Origin of the sequence: Actinomadura sp. NPDC000929, assembly GCF_040492065.1 — a bacterium.
GTDB lineage: Bacteria > Actinomycetota > Actinomycetes > Streptosporangiales > Streptosporangiaceae > Spirillospora > Spirillospora verrucosospora.
The window spans coordinates 30,307-54,625 of sequence record NZ_JBEUPA010000040.1; the positions used below are offsets into that span (position 1 = coordinate 30,307).

Genomic DNA, 24,319 nt, shown 5'->3' on the forward strand with positions numbered 1-24,319 from the left:
GCGGGTGCGGCCGCGCTATGGGAAGAGCCGCTCCAGGACCTCGGCCACGCCGTCGTCGTCGTTGCGGGACGTCTTGTGCGCCACGGCGGCCAGCACGAGCGGGTGCGCGTTCGCGACCCCGTAGGACGTGCCCGCCCAGGTCAGCATCGGCAGGTCGTTGGGCATGTCGCCGAACGCGGTGACGTCCCGCGCGGTGATGCCGTGCTCGGTGCACAGGGCCGCCAGGGCGCTGGCCTTGGTGACGCCGAGCGCGCTCATCTCCAGCAGCCCCCGCCCGGAGGAGTGCGTCACGGTCACGAGGTCGCCGACGGCCCGCACCGCCTTCGCCGAGAGCGCGTCGGGGTCGGCGGCCGGGTGGAAGGCGAGCAGCTTGGTCCCGCCCCTGCTGACCAGCTCGGCGTCGTCGACGGGACGGCCGCCGAGCGCCGCCGCGTCCCACCGGCCGAGGTCGTAGCTGGCCTCGAACACGAACCCGGTCGGGTACTCCACCGCGAAGCGCAGCTCGGGCACGACGCCGCGCAGCCGCCCGATCACCTCGGCGAGCACGTCCGGCGCGATCTCGTTGGCCTGCAGGACGGTCTCGGTGTGCAGGTCGTAGAGGACGGCGCCGTTGGCGCAGATCGCGACGCCGCGGTGGTCGACGGCCGCGGCGATCTCCGTCATCCAGCGCGGCGGCCGCCCGGTGACCATGACGAGCATCGCCCCGGCCCGCTCGACCCGGGCGAGGGCGGCGACGGTCCGGGCGGAGATCGTGCCGTCGGAGCGCACGATCGTGCCGTCGAGGTCGGTGGCGATCACACGCGGCGAGGACTCAGTCATGTCACCTTCCTGGGCAGATGGGACACACCCTAGGCCAGGGCCCTGACACGCCCTGCTCCCGGCATCGCCCCAAGGCCTGCGGAGACGCGAACGGGGCCCGTCCCGGTCAGGACGGGCCCCGCTCCACGCGCGTTCAGCGCTTGACCGGCTCCAGGACCTCCAGGCCCAGGAACTTCTGCAGCGCCTTCGGAACTCGCACCGAACCGTCGGCCTGCTGGTGGTTCTCCAGGATCGCGACCATCCAGCGCGTCGTCGCCAGCGTCCCGTTCAGGGTCGCCACCGGCTGGTTCTTGCCGTCGGCGTCGCGGTGCCGCACCGCCAGGCGCCGCGCCTGGAACTCGGTGCAGTTCGACGTCGAGGTGACCTCGCGGTAGGTGTTCTGCGTCGGCACCCACGCCTCGCAGTCGTACTTGCGGGCGGCGCTTGCGCCGAGGTCGCCCGCCGCGACGTCGATCACCCGGTACGGGATCTCGACCTTGCCGAGCATCTCCTTCTCCCACTCCAGCAGCCGCAGGTGCTCGGCGTGGGAGTCGGCCGGGTCGCAGTAGGAGAACATCTCCACCTTGTCGAACTGGTGGACGCGGATGATGCCGCGCGTGTCCTTGCCGTAGGAGCCGGCCTCGCGGCGGAAGCAGGACGACCAGGCCACGTACCGGCGCGGCAGCTCGTCGACGATCTCGTTCATGTGGAACGCGGCGAGCGGCACCTCCGACGTGCCGACCAGGTACAGCTCGTCCTGCGGGAGCTGGTAGACCTCGGCGGCGTGCGCGCCGAGGAACCCGGTGCCCTCCATCGCCTCCGGCTTCACCAGGACCGGCGGGTACATCGGCACGAACCCGCTCGCGACGGCCTGCTCCATGGCGAGGTTCAGCAGCGCGTACTGGAGCCGCGCGCCCACGCCCGTCAGGTAGTAGAACCGCGCGCCCGACACCTTCGCGCCGCGCTCCATGTCGATGGCGCCGAGGCTCTCGCCGAGCTCCAGGTGGTCCTTCGGCTCGAAGTCGAACGCGGTCGGCTCGCCGACGTGCTCCAGGACGACGTAGTCCTGCTCGCCGCCGGGCGGGGCGCCCTCCTCGATGAGGTTCGGGACGCCCTTGAGCAGCGCGTCGAGCTCCTCGCCGAGGCGGTCGGCCTCGGCCTCGCGCTCCTTCACCTGCTGCGCCAGCTCCTTGGCGCGGGCCAGCAGCGCCTGCCGCTCGTCGCCCTGCGCCTTGGACACCGACTTGCCGAAACTCTTCTGCTCCGCCCTGAGCTGCTCGAACGAGGTCAGCGCGGAGCGGCGCCTCCCGTCCAGGTCGAGCAGCCGGTCAACGACGCCGTCATCCTCACCGCGGGCGCGCTGCGAGGCGCGCAGCCGCTCGGGATCCTCTCGAAGAGCTCGCAGGTCAATCACAGACCCGAGGCTACCGGCCCGACGCCCCCGTCCGCGCGCGAGTATCGGCGGTTCGCGTCCGCCGGCCGCCGCCGCCGGGGGAGGCCGCCGACCGCCGCCGCTAGCGGACGCCGCCGGCCAGCAGCGCGTGCGCGGGCAGGGCCACCTTCCCGTCGCCGGCCGCGTAGTCCGCGACGATCTCGTCGTAGGCGGCCTTGACGCGGGCGACGGTCGGCGCGTCCTGCCGTCCGACGACCACGCCGTTCGTGCCGACCCGGGCCAGCGCGCCCGTCTCCCACCACTCCTCGGGGTCGACGACGTGCTCCCAGGTCACCTCCTCGACCGCGACGTCGGCGAACCCGGCCTCGGCGACGAGCCGACCGAACGCCGCCGGCTCGCCGTACTCCAGGAACGGCGGCTCGGGGATGTCGTCCGGCCACGGCACGCCCGCCGCCTCGATCGCCTCACGGACGACCGCGAGGGCCCCGCTGCCCGGCATCATCCAGCAGGTCATCGCCAGGCGCCCGCCCTCGCGCAGGACGCGCCGCAGCCGGGCCAGCGCCACGTCGGGGGCGCCCACGTGGTTGATGACGAAGTTGCCCGCGACCGCGTCGAACGCCGCGTCCTCGAACGGGACCTCGGGCAGGACGGCGACCCGCACGTCCAGCCCGGGGACGTTCCGGCGCGCCGTCTCCGCCATGCCCGGCTCGGCGTCCATGGCCGACACCAGCGCGCCGCGCCGCGCCGCCTCCCGCGAGACGAACCCGGGCCCCGTGCCGACGTCGAGCAGCCGCGTCCCGCCGGTCACCCCGGCCACGTCCAGCAGCGGCTCGATCATGTACCGGGTGACGTGGGCGAATCCCCGCTCGTACGCGGGGGCCCGCCCGGCCCACAGCTCCCGCTCGTAAAGGTCGAAGTCCTTCGCCACGCCCCGCAGCCTACGTCAGCGGACGTCCACGGTGTCGGCCGGCGAGGTCGAGCCGATGTACCCGGAGGACTCCTTGTAGACCGCCTTCCAGGTGCCGTCCGCGGACGCCTTGAACTTCTTGGAGAACCAGCCGTAGACGTTGGTCTTCGTCGCCGCCATCCGGACCCACTTCGCGGTGCCGGCACGCCGGAAGTACACGTACACGGGCGCGTTCGGGGCCGGGCCCGCCAGGTCCCGGAACCGGAAGAGCTGCCCCTTGACCGTGAGGGTCCCGCCCTTCCTCACCGGCTCGGGCGAGGCGTTGAAGACGTACCACTCCGTCCGGTACTTGACGTCGACGAAGTCGACGGAGCTGACGGCCGGCATGGTCAGGAGGCTGCCCGGGTAGCGGACGCGCCAGTACGCGTCCTTCGTCACCAGCTTGGGATCGTTGAAAGTGAAGTACACGGGCCGCGCCAGGGTCTGGCTCGCCCAGGCCTTCCACTTCTTGCCGTCCAGGGAGTACTCCAGGTACACCGGCAGGTCCGTGGCGCCGGTGTCGCCGGGCCGGACGTACAGTCGCCCGTCCGCGACGATCGGTTCGCGGTAGGCGTGCGGCTCGGGAATGGCGTTGAAGCCGTCGATCTCGGAGTAGTTCTGGATCTTCAGCGTCCCGAGGTCGACCTGGCTGCCGGTGAGGGACTCGTTCCCCTCGAAGCGCGCCGTCACGGTGCCCGACTTCCCGACCTGCCGCCCGACGGTGAAGGCGGCGCGGAAGGTGCCGTCCGCGAGCGTCCGGGTCGTCTTGATGCTTCCGGCCTCAAGGAGGTCGGGCGGCACATCGAGCTGGATCTCCAGCCCCTCCACGGGCTCGGGACGCGTGCCCTGCCGGAGGACTCTGCCGCGCACGGTCATCACCGAGCCCGGACTCACGGGCGATTCCGGCCGCATCTGACCGGTGATGACCGTGGCCTGCTTGTCGACGGTGAGGGAGGCGGCCCGGGTCGTGACATCGGTCGCGCCGGCGTGGGCGGCGCCGGGCACGAGGAAGAGGGACGAGGTGAGGGCGGTGGTGGCGAGCAGTGCGGATGAGCGACGCAAGGCGAAACCTCTCCACTGAATACTGGTATGGAGTTGACGTCCGACGCTGACGGGCGGTTGACAGCCGGTGATCACGCTTCCCTCACGTCAGCGCACGTCCACGTAGTCGGCCGGCTGGTTGGAGCGCATGTACGTGGAGCCGCCCTTGTAGACCGCCGTCCAGTAACCGTCCTTGGACGCCTTGAACTTCTTGCCGAACCAGCCGTTGCTCGCCGTCCTCACCACCGCGACGCCGGTCCAGGTGGACGACCCCTTGGCCTTGAAGTAGATGGAGACCGGCGCCCCCGGGCCCGGCTTCCCCGCGGGCATGTAGCGGTACAGCAGGCCCTTGACGGTGATCGCCGCGCCCTTCCTCACCGGCTCCGGCGAGGCGTTGAACTGGTGGATGTACGTCCGGTACCGCACGTCGACGTAGTCGGCGCCGCTGACGGAGGGCACCACGAGGTAGCCGTCGTCGTCGGGGACCCTGGCTCGCCAGTAGCCGTCACGCTCGGCTTTCACGTCGACGGCGAACCGGCCGTCACCGCCCGGCGACTGCGCGGTCTTGTCCTTCCAGGCCTTCCCGTCGGTCGAGAACTGGAGCCGCACGGTGGCGCCGCCCGCGGGTCTCTTCGTCCCGTCGGCCATCGTGAACATCACGGTGCCGGACGCCCGCATGGTGCCGCCCAGCCCTACCGGCTCGGGCGTCGCGTTGAAACCGCTGATGGAGGTCCGGTGCGTGACCTGGCGGACGTCGGTGTGGGCATACGCCGTCTCGTAGCTGTTGTAGTCGTCCGGCAGGTTGACCGGATCGTTCGCGAAATCGATCGCCCAGGCGCCGTTCTCGACCACCAGGACCCGGACGCTGTAGTAACCGTCGGCGTCGGTGACCGGAGCGGCGATCGTGTTCCAGTCCGGGCTCGACGACCGGTTGAACCGGAGATCGAGCCGTTTGCCCGCGAGCGGGCCCCATGTGCCGTCGAGGTCCTGACTTTCGAGCCGGCCCGTCACGGGAACCCGTTCACCGACGAGCAGGCGGTCCGGGACGTTCATCGTCAACCGGGTCTTGAGCCGCTGCTCGGCGATCAGCGGCGAGCCCGTCGGCGCCGGTGCGCGGTCACCGGGCACCCGCAGGGGTGCCGCCGCGTGTGCGGGGGCCGCGGTGACGGGGGAAGCCACGGCAAGGGCCGCGACGAGGGCGAGCATTCGGCGCACGGAACGACCTCTCCACTGTTCACTGGTGTGAAGAGGACGCCCAAGATCGACAACCGGTTGCCGCCGGGACGCGCCGTGATGATCTCGGTTGCGTCACGGCGGGGAGGCGGCGGGCGCTACTGGTGCGCGTCCGCCCACGCCTGGTCGAGGACCTGCGCGAACGTCTCGGCGGGCTGGGCGCCCGAGACGCCGTAGCGGCGGTCGATGACGAAGAAGGGCACGCCGGTCGCGCCGATGTCCCGCGCCGCGCGCTGCTCGGCGTCCACCTCCGAGGCGAACGCGCCGGACGCGAGCACGTCGCGCGCCTCGGCGGCGTCCAGGCCCGCCTCCGCCACCACGTCCACGAGGGTGTCCCGGTCGAACACCGGGCGCTCGTCGGTGAAGTAGGCCTTGAACAGGGCCTCCACGACCGCGCCCTGCACGCCGCGCTGACCCGCGAGGTAGACGAGCCGGTGCGCGTCGGCGGTGTTGCCCGCCTGGCGGCCTTCGAGGTGGTACTCCAGGCCGGCCGCGGCGGCGCGCTGCTCCATCTCCCGGTTCTTCTCGACGGCCTCGTCGCGCGTCATGCCGTACTTCTCGGCCAGCATGTCGGCCACGTCGACCGTCTCGCCCGGCGGGAAGGAGGGGTCGAGCTGGAACGCGCGGTAGACGACCTCGACCTGGTCCCGGTGCTCGAAACCCTCCAGGGCGCGCTCGAAATGCCGCTTGCCGAGATAGCACCAGGGGCACACGACGTCGGCCCAGATCTCAATACGCACGAAGACACCTTTCTCAGGACGGTCTACCGTGCCAACACGTCCCCGGCGCCGTTGATTTCCGGCGCGCGGGCTCAGGCGCGGCCGGTGCGGATGCCGGTGATCCAGGCGGCGGCCTCGGTGAAGTCGGCGTCGTGGGTGCCGCGGCGGATCTCGGGACGGACCTGGTCGGCGCGGGTGTAGGAGCCGACGAAGCGGACGTCGGCGCAGACGCGGCGCAGCCCCATCATGGCCTCGCCGACGCGGGCGTCGGCGACATGGCCCTCGAAGTCCATCCAGAACAGGTAGGAGCCGAGGCCCGCGCCGGTCGGGCGGGACTGGATCAGCGTGAGGTTGATGCCGCGGACCGAGAACTCGGTGAGGATCTCCAGCAGGGCGCCCGGGTGGTCCTCGCCGATGAACGCGACGATGGTCGTCCTGTCCATGCCGGTGGGTGCCGGCGGGGGGCACGGGCGGCTCAGGACGACGAAGCGGGTGACGGCGTCGGCGATGTCGTGGATGTCCTCCGCGAGGACCGACAGGCCGTAGCGGGCGGCGGCGAACGAGCCGGCGAGCGCGGCGTCGTAGTGGCCGTCGGCGACGTGCTGGGCGGCCTCGGCGTTGGAGGTCGCGGCGCGCCACTCGGCGTCCGGGACGTTCTCCTGGAGCCAGCGGCGGCACTGCGGCTGCGCGATCGGGTGGGACGCGACGGTCTTGATGTCGTCCAGCGCTGTGCCGGGACGGACGAGGAGGGCGAACGACACCGGCAGGTGGATCTCGCCGACGATCTGGAGCGGCTCCCCGGTCGCCAGCTCGTCCAGCGTGGTGGGGACCGAACCCTCGACGGAGTTCTCCAGCGCGACGACGGCGGTGTCGACCTCGCCGCGGCGCAGCGCTTCGAGGGCCGCCGGGACGGTGGCGTACGGGATGTGCTCGGCCCCGGCGGCGCCGGGGAGGGTGAGCAGCGCCGCCTCGGTGAAGGTGCCCCGCGGACCCAGGTAGGCGTAGCGCGCTTGCCTGTCGTCTGCGGTCACTGGGGTCCCCCGGGGCGTGTTTCGGCTGTGCGGCAGCGGTCTAGAGGCATGGTGAGAAAGCCGAGTCTACCGCCCGGAGCCCGGGCCCCTCAGGCGCGGCGGGCTCCGCCTCAGGCGCGCGCCGTGGGGGTGCGGGCGCCGTTGCCGAAGTCGGGCAGCGGGTCGTCCATCGAGACGATGGGGCCCTTGCCGAGCCGGGCGGCCCGCAGGGCCTGGTTCTCCTCGGGGGAGAGCGTCTCGACGGCGTGCCCGCCCTGGACGGCCTTGGCGTACGTCCGCGTCTCGGTGCGCCCGTTGATCGAGCTCACCACCACCCCGTCGCCGACCGCGTTGATCAGCGCGAGGGAGAAGGAACGGTGCCCGGACATCTCCTTGAGCGCGTCGTAGTGCACGATCGCGAGATCGCGCAGGGCGCGCTCGTCCACCTCGCCGCTCGCGACCTGGAGCTGGCGCCTCAGCATTTCCCCGCACTCGTCGACGACCTGGTTGACCCGGTTGTGCGCGACCACCGCGATGGAGAGCCCCGCAACCCCGGCGACCAGGCCGGCGACGGCCACTGCGACGAGCATCACGCGCCGAGCGTACCCATGCCGACCTGCCGTTGCGAAGGATCTCGGGGGTGGTTGTCCGGATCGAGCCGTTTCACCAGCCATGTTCCGAGGACCAGGATCGAGGCCAGCGCGGCGAGCCCGAACGAGTCGCGCAGCACCTGGCCCGCGAAAACCGTTACAGGGGAATGATCCGGGCCGATCAGCCCGCGCGCCCACCACGGGACCGGGAACAGGAACAGCAGCCACAGGGCGCACGCGACCAGACATCTTCGCGTGTCACGCCCATCTCCCACCAAAGCCCCCAGTACCGCGATCATCCACACAAGATGATGAATCCACCCCACAGGGGACAGGACGACGGACAGCAGCCCGACGATCGCGACCCCGGCGAGCAGGAGGCTGGAGGCGTCGGCGCCGGTCGCGGCGTCCGCGGCGAGCGTCGCCCGGCGGGCCCACCCGAAGCCGAACCAGGCGACGACCAGCGCCAGGGCCAGCCACACCAGCGTCCGGGCCGGCCCCTCGTCCAGGATGCGGGCCACGATCCCGTGGATCGCCTGGTTGGTGGTGCCGTCGACCGCGCCCGTCCGGTCGCCGCCCTCCAGCAGCGCGCCGAACCAGTACGCGGACGAGTCGGACGGCAGCAGCGCGAACCCGCCCAGCGTGGCGACGACCGCGGTCAGCACGGCGTTGACCAGCGCGTCCCGCCGCCCGGTGACCAGGAAGTAGATCAGGAAGACGCCCGGCACCAGCTTGATCGCCAGGGCGAGGCCGACGAGCATGCCGCGCGGCCAGCGCGCGGTGCGGGCGCAGCAGTCGGCCAGGCACATGGCCAGCAGGAACAGCCCGACCTGCCCGAACCTGACCTGGTCGCGGACGGGGTCGAGCCACGCCGTCGCCGCGACCAGGACGCCCGCGGTGAGCGGCGCCCAGCGCCCCGTCCGGCGGATGAGGTCGCGGAAGGCGTAGCAGACGACGACCACGAGCGACAGGTAGATCAGCACCGTCCACGTCCACTGCGCCGCGCGCCACGGCAGGAGCGTGAACGGGACCGCCAGGGCGGCGGCGATCGGCGGATAGGTGAAGGGGAGCAGCTGCGGCGGCTGCGTGAGGAAGTCGTACAGGGGCGCGCCGCGCAGCACCGCCAGCCCGCCCTCCCGGTAGACCTCCAGGTCGACGAGCCGCTGGTCGGGCTGGTTGCCGAGCCACCGTTGGACGATCGGCGCCGCCGCGACCACGGCGACGGCGATCCCGGCGAGCAGGACGAGAAGGTCGCGGGCGCCCCGCCGGGCGGGGTCGCCGGCCGCCTCACCGGGGGTTTCGCGGGCATCCCGCGCCATCAGACCGTCCACAGCCCGCAGGATATGGCCCCTGCCCGGTGGTAGGGCTCTTGTAACCTGAACGCCATGACGTCCCGGGGAACGAAGATCGCCATGTTCCTCGCGGCCCTCGCGGCGGCGCTCGCGGCGGTCCTCGGGCCCGCGGCGGCGCACGCCTCCCCCTCGGCCCCCGCCGAGCGGGCCGTCACCGGCCGCGTGGTGATCATCGGGGTGCCCGCGCTGATGTGGAGCGACGTCACCCGCGAGAACACGCCCGCGCTGTGGGGGCTGACCGCGCAGGGCTCCGCCGCGGGCCTCAGCGTCCGCACCACCCGCGTCATCACCTGCCCGACCGACGGCTGGCTGACGCTGTCGGCGGGGCAGCGGTCGCGGCTCCCGCACGGCGACTGCGCGCTGCCGTCCACGCCGGTCCTGCCCGGCCAGGCCTCCCCCGCCGGCCCGCCGCCCGCCGGCGGGGCCGTCGCCGCCGGCTGGCCCACGATCAAGAGCGACAACGCCGGCACCAACTACCACGCGCGGATCGGGCTGCTCGGCGACGAGGTCCACCGGGCGGGCGGCTGCACGACGGCCGTCGGGCCCGGCGCGGTGTTCGGCGCCGCCGACGGCGCCGGCCGGGTCGACCGGTACGTCGCCTCGCCCGACAAGGCCACCGCCGCCGACTGGGCGCGCTGCCCCCTCGCCGCGGTCGACGTCGACGACCTCTTCCGCGCCTACATCACCGCGGGCGTCGACCCGCACGGCGACCAGGTCCCGCTGTCGGACGAGGTCCGCGCCGCCGCCGCGAAGGCCGCCGACCGCCGGGTCGCGCAGGTCGTGGCGGGGCTCCCCGAGGGGACGACCGTCCTGGTCGCGGGCCTGTCCGACACCGGCGTCAACCCGCACCTGCGTGTGGCCGTCGCCAAGGGCCCCGCCTACGGGCCCGGCTACATGACCTCCAGCGCCACCCGCCAGGACGGGCTGGTCACGCTGACCGACCTCACCGCGACGACGATGAAGCTGCTCGGGGTGAAGCAGCCCAAGGAGGCCGTCGGGTCCGCGTGGCGGTCGCAGCCGTCCACGTCGTCCACGCACGAGCGGGTCGACGCGCTCATGGACGAGGACGTCGCGGCGCAGGCGATCCGGGCCGTCCAGACGTCGTTCTACTGGGTGCTGTTCGCGGTGCAGCTCGTCCTGTACGGGATCGCGGTGGTCGCGCTGCGGCGCCTCGGCGGCGACCGCCGCTCGCGGGCGCGGATCCTCGGCGGCACCCGGGTGACGGCGCTGCTCGGCGGCGCGGCGCCCGGCGCGTCCTTCCTCGCCGGGCTGCTGCCGTGGTGGCGGGCCGAGCACCCGACGCCCGTCCTGATCTGCACCGTGCTGGGCTTCGCCGGGCTGCTGACGGGCGTGGCGCTCGCCGGGCCGTGGCGCCGCTCCACCGTCGTCCCCGGCCTGGTGATCACGGGGGTGACGGCGCTCGTCCTCGCGCTGGACGTGATGACGGGCTCCTCCCTCCAGCTCAACACGCTGATGGGCTACACCGCCCTCGTCGCCGGACGGTTCTACGGCTTCGGCAACCAGGCGTTCTCGCTGTTCGCCGTCGCCGCGATCCTGACGGCGGCGTGGCTGACGGAGTACCCGCTGCGCCGGGGCAACCGGGCGCTCGCCGTCGCGATCGTGGCGGTGATCGGCGCGTTCACGGTCGCGGTGGACGGCCTGCCCGCGTTCGGCAGCGACTTCGGCGGCGTGCTGGCGATCGTCCCGGCGTTCGCGATGCTCGGCCTGATGGTCGCGGGCAAGCGCATATCGGCGCTCAAGCTCGGCCTGTTCTTTCTGGCCGGCATGGTCCTCGTGCTGGCCATCTCCTACGTCAACGCCCAGTCGGCCAACCCGACCCATCTCGGCCGGTTCTGGCAGGACCTCGTGGCCGGGGACGCGTGGGACGTCGTCACCCGCAAGTTCGACGCGATGCTGAACAGCCTCGGGTACTGGCCGTACACGCTCGCGCTGGCCGCCGCCGTCGTCTTCCTGTTCTTCGTCCTGGCGCGGCCCACGCGGTGGCGGGTGTCGCTGCTGCAGGGGGCCTACGAGAAGAGCCTCACGATGCGCCCGGCGGTGATCTGCGCGCTCGCGGTCGGCGTCATCGGCACGCTGGTGAACGACTCGGGCGTGGTGATCCTGTCGGTGGCGTTCAGCCTGGCGACCCCGCTGATGCTCGCCGCGGGGCTCCGGGCGCTGGAGCTCGACCTGAGGAACGCAGACACGCCGCCACCAGAGCCGTCAGGATCGCCAGAAGCGTCCACGGGACCACGGTCGGCCGAACGACGGTGAACAGCCACTCCAGGTCGTCCGGCAGCCGGATGCGGGCGGGCGCGCGGGCCGGCAGGTAGGCGAGGCTGAGCGCGGTGGTGTGGGCGAGCAGGATCCAGTCGATCCGCGTCCAGGGCAGCAGCGCCAGCAGCGCCCACCCGAACCCGTCGTACCAGGGCAGCGCGTAGGGCGCGGCCAGGAGCCACGCGAGGGCGATCGCGGCGGCGACGCGGCGCTCCTCCCCGCCGGGGACGAGGGGGTCCTCCCTGGGCAGGGCCCGGGCGAGCAGCACGAGCAGCGCCAGGCCGAGCAGCATCGCGCCCAGCTTGATGACCTCGCGCTGCGAGCCGCGGCCGAGCGACTCGTCCAGCAGGTGCCAGGGGGTCGCGAAGGAGACCATGTTGCTGGCCTCGCGGACCTGGTCGAGGGCGTGCGGCCCGGCGAGGGCGTAGGACAGCGCCGTGACGGCCGCGGCCCCGCCGAGCAGCGCGGCCAGATGGCCGATCGGCCACGTGCGGCGTTCCGTCCGGGTGCGGCGCAGCAGAACCCAGGCGGGCCCTCCGGCGACGAGCGCGGCGGGCAGCTTGATCGCCGTCCCGAGCCCGGCGAGCGCCCCGGCCGCCAGGGAGCGCGCCCAGCCCGCCCGGCCCGCGGCCGCGCCGCCGAAGACGGCGAGCGCGGCCACCATCGGCGCGATCGCGAGGACGTCGTTGTGCGCCCCCGCCACCAGGTGGAACAGCACGAGCGGGTTGCACGTCCACAGCAGCGCCGTGCGGAGCCGCCGCTCCTCCGTCCGGGACATCCGGTAGAGGACGAGGGCCGTCACCGCGAACGCGAGCACGTTCAGCACCGACAGGACGAAGACGGTCAGCCGCACCGATCCGCTGCCGATCCACGCGGCGAACGCCTGCCCGCCCGTGGCGACCGGCCCGTACACCGACGGCGTCGTCCGCCACTCCTCGGGCGCCCCGGCGACCGGGTCCTTCGGCAGGTCGACGGCGCTCGTGCGGTACGGGTCGTGCCCCGTCGCGGCCATCCGCCCGTAGGAGGCGTAGTTCAGGTGGTCGGTGGACCCGACCGGCGGCATGAACATGAACGCGACCGCCGCCAGCAGGCCCGCGGCGACCAGCGGCAGGGCCCGCACGCGCCAGCCCCTGCGGACGGCGGCGAAGCACAGGCCGAGCCCCAGCGCGCTCACGACGATCCCCGCGACGACGAGGCCGATCACCAGGTACGGCGACGGGTGGACGTCCAGCGCGTACGGCGGCTCCGAGCGCGGACCCTCCAGCTCCGGCTCGAACACCGACGGCCCGAGCAGCGCGGTGGCGGCGAAGCAGGCGACGCCGGCTCCGATTCCCCACAGCCCGCCCGTGCCGAGACGGGTCACGGGCGGCTGCCGCGCAGGCGGTCGAGCCCTCTGGCCACCGCCGGTTCGCGCGCGGCGAGCGCTCGCGCCACGTCCCGGAACTGCCGGGCGCGGTGCATCTGGGAGCGCCAGTCGGTGCCGGTGGCGCGGTGCGCGAGCGGCACCTCCACCTCCGTCACCCGGAACCCGGCACGCAGCAGGTCGATGGTGAGCGCGGTCTCGACCCCGAACCCGGCGGCGAGCGGGAGCGCGGCGTCGAACGCGGCGCGGGTCAGGCAGCGCTGCCCGTTCAGGGGCGCGGTGGCCTCCCAGCCGGTGGCGCGGCGGATCCCGTCGCGCGACAGCCGGACCACGAACCCGTGCCCGCCGAGCTTCACGGTCGTGGTGAACACGGCGATCGTCATGTCGGCCTCACCGGACCTGACCGGCTCGACCAGCGGCGCGGCCTCGCGCGCGGTCTCGGCGAGGTCGGCGTCCAGGAACAGCAGGTGGCGGGGCTGGTCGCGGCCCTCGTCCAGCAGCCGGACGGCCTCGGCCCCGCTCTCCATCGCGGCGCCCTTGCCCCGGTTCCGGCTGTGCCGCACGACCCGTGCCCCGGCCTCGCGGGCCACCCGCCCGGTGCCGTCGGAGGAGCCGTCGTCGATCACCACGACCAGGTCGGCCCCGGGAAGCTCCTGGGCGGCCTTGACCGTGGCCGCGATGCGGTCGGCTTCGTCCTTGGCCGGGATGCATACCGCTACGTCCTGCATAACCGCGATCGTAGTCGGGGACGGGCGCGCGGTGCCGCAGGGCACGAGGTAACGGACCAAGCCATTACCCGCCGGACAGGTCGGCGACCCGCGGGGTTCACCCGCGGCGCCGGCGGTCGAGGACGACGGGCCGGAAAGGTCAGCCGGCGTCCAGGACCGGCGCCGCCTCCGTCACGGTGAAGACGGTGTCGAGCCCGGTCACCTGCAGGATCCGCTTCACGGCGGGGCGCGGCGCGGCCAGTTCCAGCGCGCCGCCCTGCTCCTTCAGCCGCTTCATGGCCGAGAGCAGCACGTTCATGCCCGTCGAGTCGCAGAACTCCACGCCGCTCATGTCGACCACGATGTGGTCGGCCTGGTCGCGCAGCAGGCCCGCGAGGGCCGCCTGCAACCGTGGCGCGGTGTACAGGTCGAGCTCACCGGTCGCCGTGACAACGGCGTGACCCCCCTGAGACGCGGTCGAGACGTTTAGCTCCACGTCCGGCACACTATCTCGCGAACGGCCCGGGAGCCAGGCGGTTCGCCAAGTCCCCTGCGCCGTGGGTGTTTCCGGGGCGTGTCGCCGCCTTGCCAGTCCCGCACGCTTTGAGTACTACGCACCGTAATGTAACGATTTCAGCGTTCCGAGGCGCCGATCCGGTCCGCCGATATCGCGGGTTCTTCCCGCACGATCGTCCGGAGTAGGGGAACCTGAACGGGTGCAACAGCGGCATGGTCGACTGCGCGAGCGCCTGGAGACGATCCGGGCGCGGGCGGCGAAGTCCAGCACGTGGCGAACGTCCACCCAGGTCCTGTTCCGCCTGGTGAACAAGGACGGCTTCGTCCCGGTCCGGACGCGTCTGTCCCGCGAGGACCTCGCCTTCCTCGCCGGCGCCCGCGAGGAGGTCATCGCCTTCGCCGACCTCACCCTGCGCCTGGTCGACCTGCACCGCCCGCAGGAGGCCGGCGGCATCACCAGCGACCCCGACCGCCCCATCCGCCGCTGCCGCGCCTGCATGTCCCGCTGGCCCTGCGCCACCTACCGCACCGTCACCGAGGCCCTGGACCCCTGACCCACCCGGACGCGCGAACCCACGCAACACCTCAATGCTTGCGATCGCACCCAAAGGCAGTCCCCAGCGAACCAAGAACCTGATCCCGCAAGGCGAGCCAAAGCGAAGCGAAGCGAGCAATCGCCCCGAGTGTTAGGGCGGCGGAGAGCCGACAGCGACAAATGCCGTCTACTACGCCAACCGCGACCTTGGGAGCAACCACCCAACAACCTGAGAAGTCGCGATCGCGTCCAAAGGCAGATTCGAGCGAAGCAAGAATCTGATCGCGCAGCGAGCCGCAAGGCGAGACGAAGCGATGCCAGCGATCGCCCGCTTTTATCGACGATGGAGGGCGCTCAGCGCCCGAAGGAGAAGATAAAAGCAAGCTAACACGGAAGGCGGACTTCGAAGCGGCAGCCGGGGCCGGTGTTGGCGACGCCGATCTCGCCCGCGTGGGCCTCGACGATGCCGCGGGCGATGGCGAGGCCGAGGCCGGCGCCGCCGCCCGGGGTCCGGGCCGCCTCGCCGCGGAACGCGACGTCGAACACGCGCGGCAGGTCGCCTTCCGGGATGCCGCCGCAGGCGTCGGCCACCGTCACCCGGGCCTCGCCGCCGCGGACCTCGCCGGTGATCTCCACCGCGCCGTCGCCCGGGGTGTGCCGGATCGCGTTCACGACGAGGTTGCGCAGCGCACGGCCGAGCTCTCCCGCGTCCACCTGGACGGGCAGCCCCTCCCGGACCTCGCCGCGCAGCCGGACGCCCTTGGCGCGGGCCAGCGCCTCGGTGCCGGCGACCGCCTCGGCGACCAGGTCCGCGAGGCCGACGCGCTCGCGGGACAGGCGCAGGGCGCCCGCGTGGATGCGGGACAGCTCGAACAGGTCGTCCACCATCTCGGTGAGCCGTTCCACCTCGACGCGGATGCGGCCGTGGTAGCGGCGGGTCGTCTCCTCGTCGGCGACGACCTCGTCCTCCAGGGCCTCGGCCATCGCACGGAGCCCGGCCAGCGGGGTGCGCAGGTCGTGGCTCACCCAGGCGACCAGCTCGCGGCGGCTCGCCTCCAGGGCCTTCTCGCGCTCGTGCGCGGCGGCCAGCCGGTCGTAGGCGGCCTCCAGCTCGCGGGACAGCTCCGCCAGTTCGGCCGGGAGGTGCGCCGAGGGGGGACGGAAGCGGTCCGCGCGGACGGCCTCGACCAGGGTCCGGTTCGCGGCCACCAGACGGCGGCCGAGCAGGACCGACACCGCCATCGCGACCAGTCCGGCGGAGGTCACGACGGCGAGCACCACCGAGCGGTCGTGGTCGTTCAGCAGCATCATGAACGAGATCACGAGGATGCCGGAGATGGTCGCCAGCACCGTGGCGGCGCCGACGACGACCAGCTGCGTGGCGACCGAGCGGGCGCGCAGCGCGTGCAGCGCGGCGAGGGCGACCGCCGCGACGGCGAACGCGGCCAGCGCCGCGTAGAAGACCACCCAGAGCAGGTCCTCGAACGGGATCATCGGCCGGTCTCCGCGGGCTCGTAGCGGTAGCCGACGCCCCACACGGTGACGATGCGGCGCGGCGCGGTCGGGTCGTCCTCGATCTTCTCGCGCAGCCGCCGGACGTGGACGGTCACCGTGGAGGAGTCGCCGAACGTCCAGTCCCAGACACGTTCGAGCAGCTCGTCGCGGGTGAAGGCCTGCCGCGGATGGCGCAGCAGGAACGCCAGCAGGTCGAACTCGCGGGAGGTGAGCGCGAGCCGCTCGCCGCGCAGTTCCGCCTCGTGCGCGCCGACGTCCACGACGAGGCCGCCGTCGCGGAGCGGGCCGGACGGGCCGGTCGGGACGAGGGCGCCCCGCGCCCGCCGCAGCACCGAGCGGACGCGCAGCGCCAGCTCGCGGGGGCTGAACGGCTTCGTCACGTAGTCGTCGGCGCCGGTCTCCAACCCGACGAGCCGGTCGGTCTCCGTGCCGAGCGCCGTCAGCATCACGATCGGGACGGTCGAGGTCTCGCGGAGCCGCCGGCACACCTCCAGGCCGTCCATCCCGGGCAGCATGAGGTCGAGGACGACGAGGTCCGGGGGCTCGTCGAGGGCTCTGCGCAGGGCGGTCCGGCCGTCGGCGACGCACACGACCTCGTGTCCGTCGCGGGCCAGGTAGCGGGCGACGACCTCGGCGACCGTCGGGTCGTCGTCGACCACCAGGACGCGTCCGGCATGGGGGGCGCTGTTCACCCCTCAAAGTTAGGGCCCCCGCCGCGGGACCCGTCCGGCACGTCACCACCCCGTAAGGAGTCGATCATGCTTTCACCTGGGCGGCCTGCGAAATCGGACGAACATCGCTTTAATGGCGCGATGCCGCAGAATCGCTCCGCGACCTCCAACGGCGGGGTCATCGCCCTGCTCCTGGTCGGGGGCGCGGTCGCCACCGGCGTCGCCGCGCTGTTCATGACCGTGCGGTCGTACGCGTCGCCGGCCATGCTGGGGTTCCGCACGTCCCCGGCCTACTTCCTGATCGCGTGCCTGTTCGCCGGGGTGGTGGTCGGCGCGGCCGTCCTGCTGACGCGGCCCCGCGGACCGCTGGCGCCGATCGCGGCAGGGCTGTCGGCGTACGTGGCGATGGAGGTCGGCGGACGGATGGGCGTGTTCCTCGGCGTCGTGCTGTCCGATCAAGGGCTGCCGAGCGGCCACTTCGTCACGGCGCTGCTGAAGCCCGCCTTCGGGCGGTACCAGGCGTACGAGCTCCTGGCGCTGGTGGTGGCGGCGGGGCTCGCGGGGCTGCGCGTGCTGACGGCCAAGACCGGCGGCGCGTCCCAGCCCTGGAACGCGGGCGCCCCCGGCGGGCCTCCGATGCCGGGCGGGGCGCCGTTCCCCGGCCAGCCTATGCAGCCGCCGTCCTACCAGCAGCCTTTCCCCGGCCCGGGTCAGGGTCCGGTCTCCGGGGGTCCTCAGGGTCCTCCTCCGCCGCACGGCGGTGCCTAGGTCGTTCCCGAGGCTGATGACCCCCGGGGAGCGAGCGCATACGGTGGAGCCATGGGTAAGACGATCCTGACCGTCCTCGGTGTGGTCCTCGCGGTGTGGCTGGTGGTCACCGTCATCGGCGCGATCTTCTCGATGCTGAAGTTCTTCTTCTTCATCGGACTCGTCGCCGTCGCGGTGGTACTCGCCGTGACCGCGGTCTCCAAGTTGTCGAAAAGCCGCTAGGCGAGCGGCCCGATCCCCTTGCCGCGATGTCGCCGGTGACCGCATGATGCCGGAATAACCAGGCGGTCATCGGCGAAGGAGACCCTCGTGCCAGGTCTTGACGGAGTGCTGCGCGAACGAGCGCTCGCCTATCCCGACCGTGTCGCGTACATCGCGGGCGACACCGAGATCTCCTACGGCGACTTCGACCGGCGCGTCGACCGGGTGGCCGCGGCGCTCGCCGCCGCCGGGCTCGGCCCCGGCGACCGGGTCGCGGTCCTCGACAAGAACTCCCTCGAATACGCCGAGCTGCTCTTCGGCGCGACCCGGATCGGCGCCGCGCAGGTCCCGGTGAACTACCGGCTGGCGCCCGACGAGGTCGCCTACATCGTCAACAACGCCCAGGCGAAGGTCTTCGTCGTCGGCCCCGAGTTCCTCCCCGTCCTGGACGCGATCGCCGGCAAGCTCGAGCACACCGACCTGACGGTCGTCGTCTCCGGCGCCGGCCACGCCCACCAGGACTACGCCGCCTGGATCGACGCGGCCCCCGCCGAGCCCCCGGCGTACGAGCCCGACAGCGGGGACGTGTTCGTCCAGCTCTACTCGTCCGGCACGACGGGCCTGCCCAAGGGCGTCATGCTGACGCACGACAACTTCCTGTCGGCGCTCGCGGTGACCAACGACGTGTGGGACATCGACGCGTCGTCCGTGCTGATGATCGCGATGCCGATGTACCACGTGGCCGGCAACGTGCTCACCGTCTCCGCCGTCTACAACGGCCTCACCGGGGTCGTCACGCGCGAGCCCGACCCGACGGCGATCGCGCGGGGCATCGAGCGGCACCGCGTCACGCACATCTTCCTCGTCCCGGTGCTGCTCCAGTTCATGCCGCTGATCCCCGAGGTCACGGCCGCCGACATGTCCAGCCTGCGGCTCATGCTGTACGGCGCGTCCCCGATCAGCGAGGACGTCCTGCGCACCGCCATGGCGATGCTGCCGACCACCGACTTCCGGCAGGTGTACGGCCTGACGGAGGTCACCGGCGCGATCACCTCCCTGCCGCCCGAGGACCACGACCCGGACGGCCCGAACGCGCACCGGCTGCGCAGCGCCGGCCTCCCGAACGACAACACCGAGCTCCGGATCGTGGACCCGGCCACCGGGGACGAGCTGCCGACCGGGCAGGTGGGCGAGATCATCTGCCGGACGCCGCAGAACATGAAGGGCTACTGGGGCATGCCGGACGCGACGGCGAGCGCGCTGTCGGAGGACAACTGGTTCCGGACGGGCGACGCCGGCTACCTCGACGAGGACGGCTACCTCTACATCCACGACCGCGTCAAGGACATGATCATTTCCGGCGGGGAGAACATCTACCCCGCCGAGGTGGAGAACGTCCTGATGGGCCACCCCGCCGTCAGCGACTGCGCGGTCATCGGCGTCCCCGACGAGCGCTGGGGCGAGACGCCGAAGGCGATCGTGGTGGCGGCCGAGGACGTCTCCGACCAGGAGATCATCGACTACTGCCGCGAGCGCCTGGCCCACTTCAAGTGCCCCACCTCGGTCGAGCGCCGCGAGGCGATCCCCCGCAACCCCACCGGCAAGATCCTCAAGCGCGACCTCCGCGCCCCTTACTGGCAGAACGCCGACCGCGGAGTTAATTGAATCTCCCCTCACCCGCAACAACCTCAAGGGTTGCGATCGCGTCCGAAGGCAGGTTCGAGCTTGCGAGAACCTGATCGCGCAGCGAGCCGCAAGGCGAGACGGAGCGATGCCAGCGATCGCCCGCGTTTGTCGACGATGGAGGGCCGCCAAGGCCCGAAGGAGGAGAAAAACGCAGAACTACTGGTATCGGACGACTGCGGAGAGGGGGCGGTGGTCCGAGGCCTTGACGGGGGCCGCCGGGACGCTGCAGGAGACGGCGGCCGACTTGCCGATGAACAGGTAGTCGGTCTTGTCCAGCGCGGTGCCCTGCCAGTTCTGCCGCGTGTTCGCCCCCGCCCTGGATGCCCCGGTCTGGTCGCACTCGTCGTAGGCGGCGTAGAGGGGGTCGAGGGCCGTGCTCTCCGGGACGTCGGCGAGGTCGCCGCCGACGAGGACGCGGTCCGTGCCCGCGAGGGTGGCGAGGGCGCCGGCCTCCTTGCGGCGCCACTGGCCGCTCTCGGCGGCGCTGAACTGGGTGACGCAGACGCGGGTCGTCCAGGACGGGACCTCGCCGCACAGGGCGATGCGGCTGACTCCGTCGGACGCGGGCAGCTTGACCTGCCGCTGCGCGGTGAGCGGGGCGTCGGTGCCGATGGCGACGCCGGCGCGGCCCTGCCCGGCCGCGCACGTCCCGTCGCCGGGCGCGAACGCCCAGCTCCACCTGGGCAGGGACGTCTTGAACGAGCGGACCTGACCCTCGCAGACCTCCTGGAGCAGGGCGGCGTTGGGGCGCACCGTGCGCCCGCCGACCTCGGTCTCCCGCATCCGCTGGACGATCTCCTTGGTGAGCTTGGCGGGCGCGGTGCCGGTGGGGCAGTCGGAGCCGCCGCAGACGTTCCAGCTCACCGCGTTGATCGTCACGGCGGCGGGGCGGGGTGCGGCCCCGTCGGCGTGGGCGGGACCACCCCCGCCCGGCAGGCCCTCGATGCTGGCTCCGGTGGCGGCGGCGGTCACGACCGCGGCGGCCGCACAGACCGAGAGCAGGGGAATCAGGGCGCGGGGGGATCGCACACGTGCTCCAGACGGGGGGATCTGCGGGGGTGATGTCGGAATCTCACCACATCAAGATCGCATCCGCCAGCCGTTCGCGACCACTCGGTGGCGGGAGGCCGGGGGCTGCCCGATCAAGGTTAGGGGCCCCGGCGAGTGCCGGGGCCCCTCTGCCGCTAGTCGAGCAGCGCGGTGACGGTGCCGGCGCCGACCGTCCGGCCGCCCTCGCGGACGGCGAAGCCGAGCCCCTCGGTCATCGCGACCGGCTTGCCCAGCTCGACGGCCATCTCGACCGAGTCGCCGGGCAGCGCCATGCCGCCCTCGCCGAGGTCCACGGCGCCGACCACGTCCGTGGTGCGGAAGTGGAACTGCGGCCGGTAGCCGTGGAGGAACGGCCTGCTCCGCCCGCCCTCGTCGGCGGCGAGCACCCGGACCAGGGCCCGGAACCGCAGGTGCGGGCGGATCGCGCCCGGCGCGCTGACCACCTGGCCGCGCCGCACCTGGTCCCGCTTGACGCCGCGCAGCAGCATGGCGGTGTTGTCGCCCGCCTCGGCGTACTCCATCGTCCGCCCGAACGTCTCCAGGCCCGTCGCGACGGAGCCGAACGTGTCGCCGAGCCCGACGACCTCGACCGCGTCCCCGCTCCGTATCGCGCCCTGCGCCACGACGCCGGTCACGACGGTGCCGCGGCCGGTGATCGTGAACACGCTCTCGACCGGCATCAGGAACGGCTTGTCGAGCGCCCTGCGCGGCACGGGCACGTACGCGTCGATCGCGTCGAGCAGGTCGACGATCCGGGCCGTCCAGTACGGGTCGCCCTCCAGCGCCCGGAGCCCGGACACGCGCACGATCGGGACCTCCTCTCCCGGGAAGCCGTACTCGGTGAGCAGCTCCCTGACCTCCAGCTCGACCAGGTCGAGGAGCTCGGTGTCCTCGACCATGTCGGCCTTGTTCAGCGCCACCACGATGTGCCCGACGCCGACCTGCCGCGCCAGCACGACGTGCTCGCGCGTCTGCGGCATGGCGCCGTCCTGGGCGGACACGACCAGCACGGCCCCGTCCACCTGGGCGGCACCGGAGATCATGTTCTTCACGTAGTCGGCGTGGCCGGGCATGTCGACGTGGGCGTAGTGCCGGGTCGCGGTCGCGTACTCGACGTGCGCGACGTTGATGGTGATGCCCCGGTCGCGCTCCTCGGGCGCGCGGTCGATGCGGTCGAACGGCACCGGGGACGCCAGCCCGCGGTCGGCGAGCACCTTGGTGATCGCCGCGGTCAGCGTGGTCTTGCCGTGGTCGACGTGCCCCATCGTGCCGATGTTCAGGTGCGGCTTGTCGCGCTCGTAGAGCTGCTTGGCCATCGTCTCGTCCTCACTGGTGGATCCGGTGAGAACCGACCGCGCGCACTCGGGCGCCGGTCCGGTGACGACCCCCCTCCGCTGGTTCTCCGGAGGGTGGGACGGAGAGGGGTCAGCTTCGCAGGCCGTCGAAGACGACCGCGTCGGCTGCCGCCGAGAAGGCAGCCGGCACCGCGCTCAGCAGGGCGATGCCTGCGAGCGTCCGGGTGCCGGCTGCGAGGAACATGCCCCGGACATTACGGCCGCCTCCGGCGGAAGTCGACAGGTTTTCCGATGCTTCACGGCAGCCGGCCCCGCCGTCGGGGCAGGGCCGGTCACCGGGTGCCGGGGTTCAGCAGCCGGACGGGGTCGCGTCAGGGCCGGGGAGCGGGGCACGGTCGACGATCGCGGTGTCCAGAAGGGCGCTGGACTGGGTCGTGGTGCCCGGCGCACCGAACGGGCCGCCCTTGCCCGCGACGACGTCGCGGGTGCCCAGGAAGCGGTGGCTCTCCCGGTCGAAGACGAGCTCGTCGCGGACGCCGTCCCGGGTGCGGGTGACCGCGACCCCGTGGCGTCCCGCGGCGTCGACGCCGTCGTCCCTCAGCCGGACCCCGGGGATCTCGGCGATCGCGCGGTACAGCGCCGCGCGCACCCGGGGCGGCGCGGGCCGGTCGATCAGGTCGGACGCGGCCGCCCACTGCCGGTCGCCCCGGTCGCCCTCGCCCTGGTCCGCCAGGAGGTCGAGCAGGGCGCCGGTGTCGGTGGGCAGGGCTCCGAGGTAGGGGCGCTCGATCGGCGGCGACGCCGGGCAGGGGCCGACCACGCTCTCGCCGTCCGGCGGGAGCTCCTCGCCCGGACGCGGCCGGACCGAGTTCTTCTCGATGACGAGGCCGCTCCCCGCGCCGCCGGCGGGCAGCCAGGTCCGGGTGCGGACCTCGTACCAGCGGCCCGTGCCGCCGACCCGCCGCCGCGTCACGATCTCCTGGTAGACGATCTGGTCGGCGCGGGGCGCCGGGCCGGCCGCCGCCCGGTCGGCGGCCCGGTCGAGGACGGCGGCGACCTCGGCCGTCCGCCCGGGTTCCCGGTGACCGGCGAGGAACGTGGCCACCACACCCGCACAGGCCGCGGCGGCGACGCCGGACAGCAGCAGCGGGCGCCGCCGCCGGACGGGCCCGCCGTACGCCCGCCGCCGCCAGCGGTTCTCGGCCCCGGTCACGTCGATGTCCGCGGGGACCTCGGAGCGCAGCCGCTCCACCAGCTTGAGCTCATCCATCGTGGTCCTCCTCGGCGAGGGCTTCGCGCAGCTTGCGGCGGATCCTGTTCATGCGGGACCGGACCGTCCCGGCGGGCACGGCGAGGGCTTCGGCGACCTCGTCGTAGGTCAGCCCCGCCCACGTCACCAGCAGCAGCACTTCGCGCTGCGCCGCGGGCAGACCGGCGATGGCCGCGGCGACCGCCCGCGACCGGGCGCCCGCCTGGACGCGGTCCTCGACCGCGTCCGTGAAGGGCTCGGTGACCGGGTCGAGTCCGTTGCGCGCGAGGGCGCGCAGGGCCCGCACCTCGGCGCGGCGGTGGCGGCGGATCAGGTTGGTCGCGATCCCGTAGAGCCACGGCCGCGCGTCGGGACGCGCCGCGTCGCAGCGGCGGCGGCGGTCGAAGGCGACGAGGAAGGTCTCGGCGACGACGTCCTCGGCGGCGTCCCGGCCCAGGCGCCGCGCCGCGTACCGCATGATCTCCGGGGCGTGCCGGCGGAACAGGCCCGCGAACCTCTCGGGCTCGGTCCGGGACGCGGCGATCAGGGACGCGTCGGTGGGGTCGTCATCGGCGGCGGGCTCGGGCCGCGGGGGCGAGGAGCGGCTCGTTGTCGGCATGCGCGGGCCTCTCGGTCGTGGACGTTTCACCCCCTCTTGCCCGTGCGGCCGCGTACGGGTCCCTCCGGTTCAGGAGCCGTCCTCGACGACGCCGGCGCGGGTCTCGCGTTCCGGCGTGCGGAGCAGGAGGTAGCCGAGCAGGGCGCCGGCGATCTGGAACCCGGCGATCGCGAGGACCAGGCCGACCGGGCCGATCGCGTCGGCGGACGCGGCGGTCAGCGCGGCGCCGACCGCGGACGCGCCGATCTTGAGGCTGCCGGCCGTGGTGTTGACCTGCCCGAGCCGGTCGGGGGGCGACTCGCGCTGGCGCAGCATGAGCGTGGCCGCGAACACCGGCCCCTCCGCGACGCCCGCGGCGACGAACGCCGCCGTCGCCCACGGCAGGGAGGGCGTGACGGCGAGCGCGGCGAGCGACGCGCCGAACGCGACGAGTCCGGCGATCATGACGGGTTCGGCGTGCCGGGGCGTCAGCCACCGGCTGGACGCCAGGGAGCCGATCAGCGAGCCGACCGCCATCGCCACGAGGAGCCGCCCGCCCGCGCTGGGCGGCGCGCCGATGTGCTCGGCGAGCAGGACCGCCGTGACGGCGACGCCGCCGAAGCCCATCCACGCGAGGGTCGTCGCGACGGTCAGGCCCCGCAGCACCCGGCCCTGGGCCAGCACCACCAGCCCGCCTGTGATCACTGAGCCGAGGCCGCGGCGCGCTTCCGCATGAGCTGGTCAGCCCTCGGCGACCGCGAGGAGCTCGTAGAACTCCTCGGCGTCGATGACCGTGATGTCGTGAC

Annotated in this window: 23 protein-coding genes and 1 pseudogene; 5 read left to right on the forward strand and 19 right to left on the reverse strand. The window is 73.0% G+C overall.

The genetic code is table 11. The features are described 5' to 3' along the window. Positions 1–15: 15 nt before the first annotated feature. From ABWI04_RS17135 to ABWI04_RS17175, 9 genes are all read right to left on the reverse strand, one after another. On the reverse strand, positions 16–819 hold the full coding sequence (locus ABWI04_RS17135) for a Cof-type HAD-IIB family hydrolase (RefSeq protein WP_345171629.1): 804 nt from the start codon (positions 817–819) through the stop codon (positions 16–18). 133 nt (positions 820–952) lie between these two features. Further along, on the reverse strand, positions 953–2,212 hold the full coding sequence (serS, locus tag ABWI04_RS17140; RefSeq protein ID WP_353833011.1) for a serine--tRNA ligase: 1,260 nt from the start codon (positions 2,210–2,212) through the stop codon (positions 953–955). A gap of 100 nt (positions 2,213–2,312) precedes the next feature. Further along, complete coding sequence (locus tag ABWI04_RS17145; protein WP_353833012.1) at positions 2,313–3,119, reverse strand: class I SAM-dependent methyltransferase; 807 nt, start codon at positions 3,117–3,119, stop codon at positions 2,313–2,315. 15 nt (positions 3,120–3,134) lie between these two features. Beyond that, the gene (locus tag ABWI04_RS17150) at positions 3,135–4,199 is read right to left on the reverse strand and encodes a hypothetical protein (protein ID WP_353833013.1); all 1,065 of its coding nucleotides are present in this window, start codon (positions 4,197–4,199) and stop codon (positions 3,135–3,137) included. 87 nt (positions 4,200–4,286) lie between these two features. Next, positions 4,287–5,393 carry a hypothetical protein gene (locus ABWI04_RS17155; protein WP_353833014.1) on the reverse strand — a complete coding sequence of 369 codons (1,107 nt, stop codon included), beginning with the start codon at positions 5,391–5,393 and terminating at the stop codon, positions 4,287–4,289. A gap of 116 nt (positions 5,394–5,509) precedes the next feature. Next, the gene (locus ABWI04_RS17160) at positions 5,510–6,151 is read right to left on the reverse strand and encodes a DsbA family oxidoreductase (protein ID WP_353833015.1); all 642 of its coding nucleotides are present in this window, start codon (positions 6,149–6,151) and stop codon (positions 5,510–5,512) included. A gap of 71 nt (positions 6,152–6,222) precedes the next feature. Further along, positions 6,223–7,161, reverse strand: a complete 939-nt coding sequence (gene pheA / locus ABWI04_RS17165) for a prephenate dehydratase (RefSeq protein ID WP_353833016.1) — start codon at positions 7,159–7,161, stop codon at positions 6,223–6,225. A 110-nt stretch (positions 7,162–7,271) separates the two neighbouring features. Continuing rightward, positions 7,272–7,730 (reverse strand): DUF4446 family protein, encoded by a 459-nt coding sequence (locus ABWI04_RS17170; RefSeq protein WP_345171835.1) that lies wholly within the window; start codon positions 7,728–7,730, stop codon positions 7,272–7,274. Further along, entirely contained in the window at positions 7,730–9,061 is a 1,332-nt protein-coding gene (locus ABWI04_RS17175; RefSeq protein ID WP_353833017.1) for a glycosyltransferase 87 family protein, read from the reverse strand. The genes ABWI04_RS17170 and ABWI04_RS17175 overlap by 1 nt, the downstream gene beginning before the upstream one ends. 54 nt (positions 9,062–9,115) lie before the next feature. On the opposite strand from ABWI04_RS17175, the gene ABWI04_RS17180 reads away from it, so the two are divergent. Continuing rightward, a complete protein-coding gene (locus ABWI04_RS17180; protein ID WP_345171645.1) occupies positions 9,116–11,356 on the forward strand; it encodes a hypothetical protein in 2,241 nt (746 codons plus the stop codon). Between the two features lie 529 nt (positions 11,357–11,885). Here the strand turns inward: ABWI04_RS17180 and mptB are convergent. From mptB to ABWI04_RS17195, 3 genes and pseudogenes are all read right to left on the reverse strand, one after another. Further along, positions 11,886–12,722: pseudogene (mptB, locus tag ABWI04_RS17185) on the reverse strand (polyprenol phosphomannose-dependent alpha 1,6 mannosyltransferase MptB); the annotation flags it as partial. Beyond that, positions 12,719–13,450: a glycosyltransferase family 2 protein gene (locus ABWI04_RS17190; protein WP_345171647.1), complete on the reverse strand. Its 732-nt coding sequence runs from the start codon at positions 13,448–13,450 to the stop codon at positions 12,719–12,721. The gene ABWI04_RS17190 and the pseudogene mptB, both read right to left, overlap by 4 nt. Positions 13,451–13,589: 139 nt before the next feature. Further along, positions 13,590–13,925: an STAS domain-containing protein gene (locus ABWI04_RS17195; RefSeq protein ID WP_179831569.1), complete on the reverse strand. Its 336-nt coding sequence runs from the start codon at positions 13,923–13,925 to the stop codon at positions 13,590–13,592. 220 nt (positions 13,926–14,145) lie between these two features. On the opposite strand from ABWI04_RS17195, the gene ABWI04_RS17200 reads away from it, so the two are divergent. Further along, complete coding sequence (locus ABWI04_RS17200; protein WP_345171650.1) at positions 14,146–14,499, forward strand: hypothetical protein; 354 nt, start codon at positions 14,146–14,148, stop codon at positions 14,497–14,499. A gap of 365 nt (positions 14,500–14,864) precedes the next feature. Here ABWI04_RS17200 and ABWI04_RS17205 read toward each other — a convergent pair whose 3' ends face one another. Both ABWI04_RS17205 and ABWI04_RS17210 read right to left on the reverse strand, forming a co-directional pair. Then, a complete protein-coding gene (locus tag ABWI04_RS17205) occupies positions 14,865–15,974 on the reverse strand; it encodes a sensor histidine kinase (RefSeq protein ID WP_345171652.1) in 1,110 nt (369 codons plus the stop codon). Next, positions 15,971–16,687 (reverse strand): response regulator, encoded by a 717-nt coding sequence (locus ABWI04_RS17210; RefSeq protein ID WP_353833018.1) that lies wholly within the window; start codon positions 16,685–16,687, stop codon positions 15,971–15,973. Before ABWI04_RS17210 ends, ABWI04_RS17205 begins: the two co-directional genes overlap by 4 nt. A gap of 120 nt (positions 16,688–16,807) precedes the next feature. Between ABWI04_RS17210 and ABWI04_RS17215 the strand changes: the two genes are divergently transcribed. The 3 genes from ABWI04_RS17215 to ABWI04_RS17225 all read left to right on the forward strand — a co-directional run bounded on the left by ABWI04_RS17215 (position 16,808) and on the right by ABWI04_RS17225 (position 19,300). Further along, positions 16,808–17,434 (forward strand): hypothetical protein, encoded by a 627-nt coding sequence (locus tag ABWI04_RS17215; RefSeq protein ID WP_353833019.1) that lies wholly within the window; start codon positions 16,808–16,810, stop codon positions 17,432–17,434. Between the two features lie 51 nt (positions 17,435–17,485). Beyond that, positions 17,486–17,656 (forward strand): hypothetical protein, encoded by a 171-nt coding sequence (locus tag ABWI04_RS17220; RefSeq protein ID WP_345171658.1) that lies wholly within the window; start codon positions 17,486–17,488, stop codon positions 17,654–17,656. Positions 17,657–17,743: 87 nt separating this feature from the next. Further along, a complete protein-coding gene (locus ABWI04_RS17225; RefSeq protein ID WP_353833020.1) occupies positions 17,744–19,300 on the forward strand; it encodes a long-chain-fatty-acid--CoA ligase in 1,557 nt (518 codons plus the stop codon). Between the two features lie 177 nt (positions 19,301–19,477). On the opposite strand, the gene ABWI04_RS17230 is transcribed toward ABWI04_RS17225, so the two are convergent. The 5 genes from ABWI04_RS17230 to ABWI04_RS17250 form a co-directional block, all read right to left on the reverse strand. Further along, entirely contained in the window at positions 19,478–20,350 is an 873-nt protein-coding gene (locus tag ABWI04_RS17230) for an endonuclease/exonuclease/phosphatase family protein (RefSeq protein WP_345171661.1), read from the reverse strand. A 155-nt stretch (positions 20,351–20,505) separates the two neighbouring features. Then, a complete protein-coding gene (gene tuf / locus ABWI04_RS17235; RefSeq protein ID WP_353833021.1) occupies positions 20,506–21,687 on the reverse strand; it encodes an elongation factor Tu in 1,182 nt (393 codons plus the stop codon). Between the two features lie 328 nt (positions 21,688–22,015). After that, positions 22,016–22,936 (reverse strand): CU044_5270 family protein, encoded by a 921-nt coding sequence (locus ABWI04_RS17240; protein ID WP_353833022.1) that lies wholly within the window; start codon positions 22,934–22,936, stop codon positions 22,016–22,018. Continuing rightward, positions 22,929–23,534 carry an RNA polymerase sigma factor gene (locus ABWI04_RS17245; protein WP_353833023.1) on the reverse strand — a complete coding sequence of 202 codons (606 nt, stop codon included), beginning with the start codon at positions 23,532–23,534 and terminating at the stop codon, positions 22,929–22,931. Before ABWI04_RS17245 ends, ABWI04_RS17240 begins: the two co-directional genes overlap by 8 nt. Positions 23,535–23,603: 69 nt before the next feature. Continuing rightward, complete coding sequence (locus tag ABWI04_RS17250) at positions 23,604–24,218, reverse strand: MFS transporter (RefSeq protein ID WP_353833024.1); 615 nt, start codon at positions 24,216–24,218, stop codon at positions 23,604–23,606. Positions 24,219–24,319: the final 101 nt, after the last annotated feature.